This is a genomic window from Mycolicibacterium hodleri (assembly GCF_025822245.1).
Lineage (GTDB): Bacteria > Actinomycetota > Actinomycetes > Mycobacteriales > Mycobacteriaceae > Mycobacterium > Mycobacterium hodleri.
Genome location: NZ_JACKTL010000008.1, coordinates 146,664 through 158,791, shown reverse-complemented (window position 1 = coordinate 158,791; position 12,128 = coordinate 146,664). Strand labels below are relative to the sequence as shown.

Below are 12,128 nucleotides of genomic sequence, written 5' to 3'. Positions count from 1 at the left end.
CTTCGCGTCCCGCGATTTGATTGATAGTCATCTAGTCCCGCAAGGGGAAAGGGAGTTACGTGCTCGACGTCAACTTCTTCGATGAACTCCGCATTGGCCTCGCCACTGCGGACGACATCCGCAATTGGTCCTACGGTGAGGTCAAGAAGCCGGAGACCATCAACTACCGCACGCTCAAGCCAGAGAAGGACGGCCTGTTCTGCGAGAAGATCTTCGGACCGACTCGCGACTGGGAGTGCTACTGCGGCAAGTACAAGCGCGTGCGCTTCAAGGGCATCGTCTGTGAGCGCTGCGGCGTCGAGGTAACTCGCGCCAAGGTGCGTCGTGAGCGGATGGGCCACATCGAACTGGCCGCACCCGTCACCCACATCTGGTACTTCAAGGGCGTGCCCAGCCGTCTCGGCTACCTGCTCGACCTGGCCCCGAAGGATCTCGAAAAGATCATCTACTTCGCGGCATACGTGATCACCGCGGTGGACACCGAGCAGCGCCACAACGACCTGTCGACGCTCGAGGCCGAAATGGTCGTCGAGAAGAAGGCCGTCGAGGCGCAGCGCGACACCGATCTCGAAGAGCGGGCCCAGAAGCTCGAGGCCGACATGGCCGAGCTCGAGAAGGACGGCGCCAAGTCCGACGTCCGTCGCAAGGTTCGTGACGGCGGCGAGCGCGAAATGCGTCAGCTGCGCGACCGGGCCCAGCGTGAGCTGGACCGCCTGGACGAGGTCTGGACCACGTTCACCAAGCTGGCTCCCAAGCAGCTCATCGTCGACGAGGTGCTCTACCGCGAGCTCATCGACCGCTACGGCGAGTACTTCCAGGGCGCCATGGGTGCGGAGTCGATCAAGAAGCTCATCGAGACCTTCGACATCGACGCCGAGGCCGAGAGCCTGCGCGACACCATCAAGAACGGCAAGGGCCAGAAGAAGCTTCGCGCACTGAAGCGTCTGAAGGTCGTCGCGGCGTTCCAGATGAACCGCAACTCGCCCATGGGCATGGTGCTCGACGCCGTTCCGGTGATCCCGCCGGAGCTGCGCCCGATGGTTCAGCTCGACGGTGGCCGGTTCGCCACCTCCGACCTGAACGATCTGTACCGCCGCGTGATCAACCGCAACAACCGGTTGAAGCGACTGATCGACCTCGGTGCGCCCGAGATCATCGTCAACAACGAGAAGCGCATGCTTCAGGAGTCCGTCGACGCACTGTTCGACAACGGACGTCGTGGCCGCCCCGTCACCGGGCCGGGCAACCGTCCGCTGAAGTCGCTGTCGGATCTGTTGAAGGGCAAGCAGGGTCGGTTCCGTCAGAACCTGCTCGGCAAGCGCGTCGACTACTCCGGCCGTTCGGTCATCGTCGTCGGTCCTCAGCTCAAGCTGCACCAGTGCGGTCTGCCGAAGCTGATGGCCCTCGAGCTGTTCAAGCCGTTCGTGATGAAGCGTCTGGTCGACCTGAACCACGCGCAGAACATCAAGAGCGCCAAGCGCATGGTCGAGCGTCAGCGCCCGCAGGTGTGGGACGTCCTCGAAGAGGTCATCTCCGAGCACCCCGTGCTGCTGAACCGCGCACCAACGCTGCACCGCTTGGGCATCCAGGCCTTCGAACCGCAGTTGGTCGAGGGCAAGGCAATTCAGCTGCACCCGCTGGTCTGTGAGGCGTTCAACGCCGACTTCGACGGTGACCAGATGGCAGTGCACCTGCCGCTGTCCGCCGAGGCGCAGGCCGAGGCACGCATCCTGATGCTGTCGTCGAACAACATCCTGTCGCCCGCGTCGGGTCGTCCGTTGGCCATGCCGCGTCTGGACATGGTGACCGGTCTGTTCTTCCTGACCACCGAGATCGACGGCGATCTCGGCGAGGGCACCGCGGCGTCGACCGACCACGTCGAGACCGGCGTGTACAGCTCGCCGGCCGAGGCGCAGATGGCCGTCGACCGTGGCGCCCTGAGCGTGCGGGCCAAGATCAAGGTCCGGCTGACGCACCTGCGTCCGCCGGCCGACGTCGAGGCCGCGCAGTTCCCCGACGGCTGGAAGATGGGCGACGCCTGGTTGGCGGAGACCACCTTGGGCCGGGTGCTGTTCAACGAGCTGCTGCCGCGCGGGTACCCGTTCGTCAACAAGCAGATGCACAAGAAGGTCCAGGCGTCGATCATCAACGATCTCGCCGAGCGCTACCCGATGATCGTCGTCGCGCAGACCGTCGACAAGCTCAAGGACGCCGGTTTCCACTGGGCCACGCGCTCGGGTGTCACCGTGTCCATGGCCGACGTGCTGGTGCCGCCGAACAAGGCACAGATCCTCGACGGCTACGAGCAGCAAGCGGATGCCATCGAGAAGAAGTACCAGCGCGGCCTGCTCGAGAAGATCGAGCGGACCGACGCCCTGGTCAAGATCTGGAAGGAAGCCACCGAAGAGGTCGGTAACGCTCTGCGCGACCACTACCCGGCGTCGAACTCGATCATTCAGCTGATCGACTCGGGTGCCACCGGTACGTTCAACCAGACGCGCACCCTGGCCGGCATGAAGGGCCTGGTGACGAACCCGAAGGGTGAGTTCATCCCGCGCCCGATCAAGTCGTCCTTCCGCGAGGGTCTGACCGTGTTGGAGTACTTCATCAACACGCACAGCGCCCGAAAGGGTCTGGCCGACACCGCCCTTCGTACGGCGGACTCGGGTTACCTGACCCGTCGTCTGGTCGACGTGTCTCAGGACGTCATCGTGCGCGAGCACGATTGCCAGACTGAGCGCGGCATCATGACCACGATCGCGGCCACCGAGGCCGACGGCACCCTGACCCGCGACGCGCACGTCGAGACCTCGACCTATGCGCGCACGCTGGCCGTGGATGCGGTCGACGCCAACGGCAACGTGGTCGTCGAGCGTGGACACGATCTGGGCGATCCGGCGATCGACGCACTGCTGGCCGCCGGCATCACCGAGGTCAAGGTGCGTTCGGTGCTGACCTGCATGACGGGCACCGGCGTCTGCGCCACGTGCTACGGCCGCTCGATGGCCACCGGCAAGCTGGTCGACATCGGTGAGGCCGTCGGCATCGTCGCCGCGCAGTCCATCGGTGAGCCCGGCACGCAGCTGACCATGCGTACGTTCAAGCAGGAGGGCGGCGTCGGTGAGGACATCACCGGTGGTCTTCCTCGTGTGCAGGAGCTGTTCGAGGCCCGCGTGCCGCGTAACACCGCTCCGATCGCGGACGTCACCGGCCGGGTCAACATCGAAGTGGGCGAGAAGTTCTACAAGATGACGATCATCCCGGATGACGGTGGTGAAGAAGTCGTCTACGACAAGCTCACCCGTCGTCAGCGCCTGAAGGTGTTCAAGCACGAGGACGGCTCCGAGCGTCTCCTGGCCGACGGCGACCACGTGGAGGTGGGCCAGCAGCTGATGGAGGGCTCGGCCAACCCGCACGAGGTGCTACGCGTCCAGGGCCCCCGCGAGGTGCAGATCCACCTCGTCAAGGAGGTCCAGGAGGTCTACCGCGCTCAGGGTGTGTCGATCCACGACAAGCACATCGAGGTGATCGTCCGGCAGATGCTGCGTCGCGTCACGGTGATCGACTCGGGCGCAACGGAATTCCTGCCCGGTTCGTTGACCGAGCGGGCCGAGTTCGAGTCGGCGAACCGTCGCGTGGTGGCAGAGGGCCTCGAGCCCGCCGCCGGGCGTCCGGTCCTGATGGGCATCACGAAGGCCTCGTTGGCGACCGATTCCTGGTTGTCGGCGGCGTCGTTCCAGGAGACCACGCGAGTGCTGACCGATGCGGCGATCAACTGCCGCAGCGACCGGCTCAACGGTCTGAAGGAGAACGTGATCATCGGCAAGCTGATCCCGGCCGGTACGGGTATCGCCCGCTACCGGGACATCCAGGTGCAGCCGACCGAGGAAGCTCGCGCCGCGGCGTACACGATCCCGTCCTACGAGGATCAGTACTACAGCCCCGACTTCGGTCAGGGTGCCGGCCAGGCCGTGCCGCTCGACGATTACGGATTCAGCGACTACCGCTAGTCACCTCTCTGCGCGAGCAGACGCAAAGGGCCCTCAATCCATGTGATTGAGGGCCTTTTGTGTCTGTTGGCGAGGTGGAGTTATCCACAGATCGGCGTATGGGTCTGGCGCCGGGCTCTTGATGTCAGCAGCCTAGATGCCGTGTACATCCACGACTTGGTCACCAATGCAGACGGCTTGATCACCGCCGGTCAGATTCAGGCCGTGATGTCACGAAAGATGCTGAGAACACACGTGCGGTCCGGTGACCTGGTGAGGGTGTGCCACGGCGTGTACGCGCTCTCGCCTCCCGACGTCGTCGGCACACTGCGCGCGCTGGACCTGATGGTCGGGCGGCAAATGGTCGCCTGCCTCGGAACCGCTGCGCACTTGCACGGCTTCGACACCGAACGTAGTCCTCGGGTGCACGTGCTCGATCCTGGTGTGCGAGTGCGGCCCACGGCAGGGGTCATGGTGCATCAGCGCGTCGGAGCGGCGTTGAGCAAGGTGGACGAACGCCTCGCGACTGCACCGGCATGGACGGCGGTTGAGGTTGCCTGTTCGTTGCGACGACCTCGGGCGTTGGCGACCCTCGACGCAGCACTGCACGTGGGCGCGTGCACGACGCCCGAACTCGAGATGGCTGCGCGAGAGCAGACCGGTCGTCGGGGGATCGTGCACGTACGAGAGTTGCTGCCACACGCCGACTGTCGCGCCGAGTCGCCGATGGAGAGCGAAGCTCGGCTGGTGTTCATCGATCACGGCTTGCCCACGCCGCAACTGCAGTACGAGATCGTCGACCAATGCGGCGACCTGTGGCGCGTCGACTTTGCGTGGCCCGAACACATGGTGGTGGCGGAGTACGACAGTATGGAATGGCATGCCAACCCGAAGATCTGGAAACGCGACCGCCTGAAGGTCGAACGGTTGAAGGACTGCGGTTGGACGACGGTACCGATGGTCGTCGACGACGTGCGTCTACACGCGCGGCCACTGGTGAATCGCATCGAGCGACTCCTCGCCTAGCCCCGCTCGTAGGGGGAGCTGGGAGCTGGGGGCGGGGTCAGTGGCCGGTGTGGACGGTATCGCCCGGCAGCGCGCACGACGTCCGCGTCACCAGCGACACGGGCAGCACCGTGCGCCGACGCATCTTGCGGTCGGGGTCGTCGAGGCGATCGAAGAGACGCTCCACGGCGAAGCGGCCCATCTCGTCGCCGTCCTGGTTGATCACCGTGATGGCCGGGCGGAGCGCCGCGGCGGTGGGGAAGTCGCCGAAACCGATGACGGCAATGTCGGTGCGGCCCAACGCCTGCAGCGCCGACACGACCGAAACCGTGCACCGCGCGTTGGACGAGAACACCGCCGTCGGAGGTTCGGGCGCGGACAGGATCCGGCGCAGCGCCGCCGTGACGGTCTCGGCGTCGACCTCGCCGAGGTGAACCAGGCCGTCGGGGTGGGGCAGTCCCGCGTCGGCCAAGGCCTCCCGGCATCCTCGAAGCCGCAGAATTCCGGTGACGACGTCGTCGCCGACGAAGGCCACGGTGCGGTGGCCGTGCGCGACGAGGTGAGCAGCTGCCTCCCGGCCGCCACCCACGTCGTCCTGCACCACGGCGTCGGCGGTGAGCTTGCCGGGCATCCGGTCGACGAACACCAGCGGCGCGCGCGCCTGCCACGGCCGGAGGAAGGACATGTCGGGGCCTACCGGGCAGATGATCATCCCGGCCACCCGGCGGTGCAGCAACGCTTCGATGGATTGCTGCTCGTGGGAGGGTTCCCAGCCGACGCTGGTGACGATGACGGCTACGCCACGACGGCTGGCCTCGCGTTCGACCGCGCTGATGATTCCCGCGAAGAAGGGGTCGGCGACGCCGGGCACCGCCACGCCGATCGCGGCGTCGCGACCGGTGCGGAACGTCACCGCCAGCATGTTGGGCACGTACTTCAGTTCCGCGATCGCCTGCTCGACGCGCTGGCGAACGTCGGTGGAGACATAGCGGTCGTTGTTCACCACGCGGGAAACGGTTTTCGCGCTCACACCAGCGCGCATCGCCACGTCGCGCATCGTCGCCATCGGCCGTCCTCCCTCGTCGGGTCGGGACAGTATGTCATCGATGTCAGAAAATTTGGATCGGTTTTTCTGACACCGGTGACATGGCTGGCAAAGTGGCGTACCGTCACGCGTCGAAGCGCCCACGAGAGTGACGCAGGTAACAGCAACGGACGCAGGGAAGAGGCGGAGCCGACGGATGAAGGCCGTGTCCTACGAAGGCCCCAAGACGTGGTCGGTGACCGATGTCCCCACGCCCGAGGCGGCGCCGGGGCAGGTGCGCATCAAGGTCGACCAGGTCGGCGTGTGCGGTACCGATCTGCACATCCACGAGGGCGAGTTCGGTGCGGTGTTCCCGCTGATCCCCGGCCACGAGGTGGTGGGGGTCGTCGACCAACTAGGCGACGGCGTCACACGGTTCCGTCTCGGCGAACAGGTCACCGTCAACCCGAACGTCTACTGCGGTCAGTGCCCGTACTGCCTGGCCGGCCGGCTGGGTCAGTGCGAGTCGATGCTGGGATTCGGCAGCAACTTTCCCGGCTTCTTCGCCGAGTATGCGATCGCCAACCACACGCTGGTCTTCTCGGCCGAGGGCCTCGACAGGGACACCGCGGTGTTCAGCGAGCCGACGTCGTGCGCCATGCACGGTCTGGAGTCGCTGCAGATGCGACCCGGCGGCAGCGCGCTGGTGCTCGGCGCGGGTCCGACGGGCCTGCTGCTCGCGCAGTTGATTGCCTCGGGCGGCGCGTCGTCGGTCACGGTGGCCGGGCCCAGCCAGTTCAAGCTCGACACCGCACGGGGCCTCGGGGTGGACCGGACGGTGCGCATCGCCCGCGACGACCCCGACGCCAACATCGCCACACTGCTGGCGGCCTCGCCGCACGGCGACGGGTACGACGCCGTCGTCGAGGCCACCGGCTCACCGGTGGTGGGAGACATCTGCGTGCCGCTCACCCGCCGCGGCGGCACGGTCCTGATCTACGGGGTCACCCGCGCCGACGACCTCGTCCGCTTTCACCCCTTCGACGTGTTTCGTCGCGAGATCACCATCAGGGGGTCGTTTGCGGAGATGACGTCGTTCGGTGCGGCCATCGACGCGCTGCGCGGCGCCCGGGTGCGCACCAACGGCCTCATCACCCATCGGTTCGGCCTCGACGAGTACGGCATGGCACTGCAGACGTTGCGTGGTGACGCAGGTGCGCACAAGGTGGTGATCGAACTGTGAGCCCGCACCCACAACTGTTGCCGCCCAACGTGATCGAACACTGGTACGCCGGCGGCCCCGCGTTGGCGGCATGGCGTGGGCTGGCGCCGGTCGGGCTGCGCTCGCCCGAGGAGTGGATCGGCGGCACCGTCGCCCGATTCGGTGACGCCGAGCACGGGCCTGCCACCCTCGCCGACGGCACCCGACTGGTCGACGCCGTTCGGGCCGACCCCGTCGGCTGGGTGGGCCGCGCGGACGGGGCACCCGGGGACACCGGTGTGCTGGTCAAACTCCTCGACGCGGGCCAACGGTTGCCCATCCACGTGCACCCCACCCGCGACTACGCCACCCGTCACCTCGGGTGTGCCTACGGCAAGACCGAGGCGTGGTACGTGCTCGAGGCCGGCCCCGATGCCGCGGTCTGGGTGGGCTGGCGCGAGGACGTGACGCCGCAGCGCGTACGCGAACTCGTCGACGACCAGGACGCCGAGGCGATGCTCTCGCTCATGCACCGGATCCCCGTCGTCCCCGGCGACGGCGTACTGGTCCCCGGCGGCACGCCACACGCCATCGGCGCGGGCATCCTGCTGATCGAGGCCCAAGAGCCGACCGACCAGTCAATCCTGTTGGAGCGCACCAACACCAAGGCCTCCGATGCCGAGGTCTTCCTGGGTCTGGACCGCGACACCGCGCTGTTGGTCGTCGACGTCGCCGCCCTCGCCGACCCCGGTCGGCTCCACCGCCACGTGGACGCCGCGCCCGACGAACGGGTCAGCGCGCTCCCCGCCGAGGCCGACCCGTTCTTCCGGATGGAACTGCTCACCGCGGGGGCCGCCGTGCCCGCCGGGTTCGCCGTCGCCGTGGTGTTGGCAGGTCGCGGGGCACTCACCTCGGCCCGCGGGGCGCCGCTCGACGTGGCGGCCGGAGACACCCTCGTGGTCCCCGCCGCCGCCGGAAGCTGGCGCGTCGACGGCGACGTCCGGCTGCTGGTGTGCGGCCCAGGCGCCACGTGGCCACCACGACCTTGGAAATCCCGGGAAGGCAACTCATGACCGCATTGCTGGAGGCGCGGGGGATCTCGCGAAGCTTCGGCCACGTCCGCGCGCTCGACGGCGCCGACTTCGACGTCGAGGCCGGTGAGGTGGTCGGTTTGATCGGCGACAACGGCGCAGGCAAGTCGACGCTCATCAAGGCACTCTCGGGCAGTCTCGAACTCGACGAGGGCGAGATCTACTTCGACGGCGCGCCGATGCGGCTGTCCAGTCCGCGCGACGCCAACGATCTCGGCATCGAGGTGGTGTACCAGGACCTCGCCCTCGCGCCACATCTCAACCCCGTGCAAAACGTCTTCCTGGGACGGGAACTCAGCCGCCGAGGCCCGCTCGGGCGACTCGGCTTCATGGACGAGAAGGAGATGCGCAGGCAAGCCGCCGCCTCGTTCGCAGAACTGGGGGCGACGGTGCGCTCGCTCAACACTCCCGTCGGGTCGATGTCCGGCGGTCAGCGGCAAGGCATCGCCATCGCCCGCGCGATCGCCTGGGCGGACAAGGTCGTCATCCTCGACGAACCGACGGCGGCGCTGGGGGTGGTGCAAACCAAGAACGTCCTCGAATCGGTGAAACGGGTGCGCGACAAGGGCATTGCGGTGGTCTTCATCAGCCATTCGATGCCGCACGTGCTCGAGATCTGCGACCGCATCCAGGTGCTGCGGCTCGGCCGCCGCGTCGCCACCTACCGCGGGAGCGACACCACGGTGGAGACCTTGGTCGGCGCGATGACGGGCGCCCTGGACGGACGGGAAGGGGCGGCATGAGCACGTCGAGCGAATCGCGGGTCGGCGCCGCGCAACCCACGGGGGGCGTCTCCGGGGCCGACGACGGCGACGAGTCGATCGTCAAGCGTCTGCTGAGCCTGCAGGCGATCTGGATCCTTGGCGTGCTGATCGTCATCTGCGTGGGGTTCTCCGTCGTCGCGGGCGACCGCTTCCTGTCGGCCGGCAACTTCTCGCTGATGTCGCAGAACGTCGCGGTGTGGGCCGTGCTCGGCGTCGGGATGACGTTCGTGATCATCACCTCGGGCATCGACCTGTCGGTGGGGTCGGTGCTGGTGTTCTCGTCGGTCGTCGCGGCGAAGGTGATGGCCGCCATGGGCGGCAACGGCCCCGGGGTCGCCGCCGCCGGGCTGGTGGCCGCGGTGCTCAGCGGCATGGCCTGGGGCGCCGTCAACGGTGTCCTGGTCGCCAAGGCCCGGGTGCCGGCGCTGATCGTGACGCTCGGAACGCTGTCGGTGGCACTCGGTCTGGCGCAGGTGCTCACCGGTGGCATCGACATCCGTTCGGTGCCACCGGAACTCACCGACTTCAGCGCCTACATCAAAGTCCTCGGCATTCCCGGTCTGCCGTTCGTCGCGCTCGTCGTGGTGATCTTGGGTGCGATCTTGCTGCACAAGACCAGGTTTGGCCGCTACACCTACGCGATCGGCTCCAACCAGGAGGCCGCTCGGCGCACCGGCATCAAGGTGACCCGGCACCTTATCGCCGTCTACGCATTGGCGGGCACCTTGGCCGGCTTCGGCGCGCTGCTCTCGCTGGCGCAGTACGGCACGACGACGATCGCGGGCCAGTCGCTGACCAACCTGAACGTGATCGCCGCCGTCGTCATCGGCGGCACGTCGATCTTCGGTGGCGAGGGCACGGTCTTCGGCACCCTCGTCGGGCTGTTCATCCCGGCCGTGCTGCAGTCGGGCTTCGTCATCATCGGCGTTCAGCCGTACTGGCAGGGCGTCGCGGTCGGTTCGGTGTTGATCGCCGCGGTCTACGTCGACCAGTCCCGGCGGGCGGCCGCCATGCGCAGCGCACGTTCTCGAAACCCCCTCAACCGCAGGGGGTCCCCGCGAAGTTCACCACGAAGGGAAAGTCCATGAACCGAAACCGTCTCGTGTTCGTCGCCAGTGTCATGACGCTCGCATTGCCGGTGGCCGCCTGCACGTCGTCCAAGCCCCAGTCCGAACCGAGCGGCACGACGACCGGTGGGGCGTCGTCGTCCTCGTCGTCGGCCTCGCCGCAGGCCGCCGTCACCACCGTCACCGCACCGCCAAAGGCCAGCAAGGAGTACGACATTGCGCTCCTGCAGGGCGTGGTCGGCGACCAGTTCTACATCACCATGCAGTGTGGCGCGCAGGAGGAGGCGGCCAAGCTGGGCGTCAAGGTGAACACCCAGGGCCCGCAGAAGTTCGACCCGACCCTGCAGAAGCCCATCCTCGACTCCATCGTCGCCGGAAAGCCCGACGCGCTGCTGGTGGCGCCCACCGACGTCCAGGCTCTCCAACAGCCGCTGCAGCAGGCCGCCGCGGCGGGTGTCAAGGTCATCCTGGTAGACACCACGACCGTCGACCCGTCGTTTGCGACGTCGGCGATCTCCAGTGACAACGAGGGTGGCGGCGCGGCGGCGTTCGACGCCATCAAGCAACTGCACCCCGACGGCGGCAAGGTCATGGTGATGGGGCTGGAGCCCGGCGTCTCGACGACCGACGCGCGCGCCAAGGGCTTCGAGGACGCCGTCAAGGCCGACCCCAAGTTCAACTACGTTGGCGTGCAATACAGCCACAACGATCCCGCGACGGCCGCGCAGCTGATCGGTGCGCAGTTGCAACGCGATCCCGATCTGGTCGGCGTCTTCGCGGTCAACCTGTTCTCGGCCGAGGGGTCGGCCACCGGCATCAAGCAGGCGGGCAAGAGCGGACAGGTGCAGGTCGTCGGATTCGACGCCGGACCCAACCAGATTCAGGCGCTGCGCGAGGGCACCGTGCAGGCGCTGGTCGCCCAAGACCCCGGCGCCATCGGCAAGTTCGGCGTGGACGAGGCGGTGACCGCGCTCGACGGCGGAAAGAGCACGCCCAACGTGCAGACCGGTTTCACCATCATCACCAAGGAGAACCTCGACGGGGCGGGTGGCGCCGCGGCGTACAAGTCGGAGTGCTGAGCGGGGGTCAGCGGCTGACGACGTCGAGCAGATGGGCGACGGCGTCGCCGATCGCCGCCCGCGCGGAACGCAGGGCCTTGCGAGGGTCGACGGCGTCGTCGGCCGCCAGCGCCGCCCGCACCGCCCCCGTGTAGGCGACGTTCAGGGCGGTCCCGACGTTGACCTTCACGATGCCGGCCCGCACGGCGGCACGCAGCGCGTCGTCGGGCACTCCCGAGGAGCCGTGCAGCACCAGCGGAACGGTCAGCGAATCGCGCAACGCCGCGATGAGGTCGAGGTCGAGTTCTGCGGTCCGGGTGGTCATGGCGTGTGAGCTGCCGACCGCGACGGCGAGCGCGTCCACGCCCGTGGCTCCGACGAATTCGGCCGCCTGGCGGGGATCGGTGCGGACGCCGGGGGCGTGGGCGTTGCTGACCTGGGTGTCCTTGCCGCCGACGTAGCCGAGTTCGGCCTCGACGGCCAGGCCCCGTCCATGCAGCAGCGACGTGGCCTCGGCGGTGACGGCGACGTTGCGGTCGTATGGCAGGGCGCCGCCGTCGACCATGACCGACGAGTACCCGGCGGCTGCCGCCTGCTCCCACAGATGCGGTGCCTCGACGTGGTCCAAGTGCAGGCCGACCGGCACGGCGGCGTCGGCCGCCAGGGCCGCCAGGGCGGCGCTGATGGGCCGAAGCGAGCCGTGGAACGCCACGGTGTTCTCGCTCACCTGGAGGATCACCGGTGCGGCGGCGTGCTGGGCGCCCGCCACGATGCCCTCGCCGTGTTCGAGGGTGACGACGTTGAAGGCGGCCACGCCGCTGCCGTTCGCGACGGCCGCGCGCAGCAGTTCGGCCGTGGTGACCAGCGGCATGGCGACTCCTGTCGGGACTTGACTGACATCCAATCAAACGCAACCATATCCATGCACA

The 12,128-nt window shown here is 67.7% G+C and carries 9 protein-coding genes; 7 read left to right on the top strand and 2 right to left on the bottom strand.

From position 1 onward, the window contains the following. The first annotated feature begins 59 nt into the window (after positions 1-59). Both H7J06_RS01910 and H7J06_RS01905 read left to right on the top strand, forming a co-directional pair. A complete protein-coding gene (locus H7J06_RS01910; RefSeq protein WP_264036480.1) occupies positions 60-4,010 on the top strand; it encodes a DNA-directed RNA polymerase subunit beta' in 3,951 nt (1,316 codons plus the stop codon). Positions 4,011-4,151: 141 nt separating this feature from the next. After that, positions 4,152-5,015 carry a type IV toxin-antitoxin system AbiEi family antitoxin domain-containing protein gene (locus H7J06_RS01905; RefSeq protein WP_264036479.1) on the top strand — a complete coding sequence of 288 codons (864 nt, stop codon included), beginning with the start codon at positions 4,152-4,154 and terminating at the stop codon, positions 5,013-5,015. 37 nt (positions 5,016-5,052) lie between these two features. Here H7J06_RS01905 and H7J06_RS01900 read toward each other — a convergent pair whose 3' ends face one another. Continuing rightward, positions 5,053-6,060 (bottom strand): LacI family DNA-binding transcriptional regulator, encoded by a 1,008-nt coding sequence (locus H7J06_RS01900; RefSeq protein WP_264036478.1) that lies wholly within the window; start codon positions 6,058-6,060, stop codon positions 5,053-5,055. 175 nt (positions 6,061-6,235) lie between these two features. Between H7J06_RS01900 and H7J06_RS01895 the strand changes: the two genes are divergently transcribed. From H7J06_RS01895 to H7J06_RS01875, 5 genes are read left to right on the top strand one after another with little or no spacing between them, the layout of a single operon-like run. Next, positions 6,236-7,261, top strand: coding sequence for a zinc-dependent alcohol dehydrogenase family protein (locus H7J06_RS01895; protein WP_264036477.1), 1,026 nt, complete (start codon positions 6,236-6,238; stop codon positions 7,259-7,261). Beyond that, entirely contained in the window at positions 7,258-8,292 is a 1,035-nt protein-coding gene (locus tag H7J06_RS01890; protein WP_264036475.1) for a class I mannose-6-phosphate isomerase, read from the top strand. Before H7J06_RS01895 ends, H7J06_RS01890 begins: the two co-directional genes overlap by 4 nt. Next, on the top strand, positions 8,289-9,053 hold the full coding sequence (locus tag H7J06_RS01885; protein WP_264036474.1) for an ATP-binding cassette domain-containing protein: 765 nt from the start codon (positions 8,289-8,291) through the stop codon (positions 9,051-9,053). Before H7J06_RS01890 ends, H7J06_RS01885 begins: the two co-directional genes overlap by 4 nt. Beyond that, positions 9,050-10,162: an ABC transporter permease gene (locus H7J06_RS01880; RefSeq protein WP_264036472.1), complete on the top strand. Its 1,113-nt coding sequence runs from the start codon at positions 9,050-9,052 to the stop codon at positions 10,160-10,162. The genes H7J06_RS01885 and H7J06_RS01880 overlap by 4 nt, the downstream gene beginning before the upstream one ends. After that, entirely contained in the window at positions 10,159-11,220 is a 1,062-nt protein-coding gene (locus H7J06_RS01875; protein WP_264036470.1) for an ABC transporter substrate-binding protein, read from the top strand. The genes H7J06_RS01880 and H7J06_RS01875 overlap by 4 nt, the downstream gene beginning before the upstream one ends. 7 nt (positions 11,221-11,227) lie before the next feature. On the opposite strand, the gene H7J06_RS01870 is transcribed toward H7J06_RS01875, so the two are convergent. Further along, entirely contained in the window at positions 11,228-12,070 is an 843-nt protein-coding gene (locus H7J06_RS01870) for a class II fructose-bisphosphate aldolase (RefSeq protein WP_264036469.1), read from the bottom strand. Positions 12,071-12,128: the final 58 nt, after the last annotated feature.

Coding starts and splice junctions, on each gene's coding strand:
- H7J06_RS01900 (WP_264036478.1), bottom strand. CDS start 6,060: ATGGCGACGATGCGCGACGTGGCGATGCGCGCTGGTGTGAGCGCGAAA.
- H7J06_RS01895 (WP_264036477.1), top strand. CDS start 6,236: ATGAAGGCCGTGTCCTACGAAGGCCCCAAGACGTGGTCGGTGACCGAT.
- H7J06_RS01885 (WP_264036474.1), top strand. CDS start 8,289: ATGACCGCATTGCTGGAGGCGCGGGGGATCTCGCGAAGCTTCGGCCAC.
- H7J06_RS01880 (WP_264036472.1), top strand. CDS start 9,050: ATGAGCACGTCGAGCGAATCGCGGGTCGGCGCCGCGCAACCCACGGGG.
- H7J06_RS01875 (WP_264036470.1), top strand. CDS start 10,159: ATGAACCGAAACCGTCTCGTGTTCGTCGCCAGTGTCATGACGCTCGCA.
- H7J06_RS01870 (WP_264036469.1), bottom strand. CDS start 12,070: ATGCCGCTGGTCACCACGGCCGAACTGCTGCGCGCGGCCGTCGCGAAC.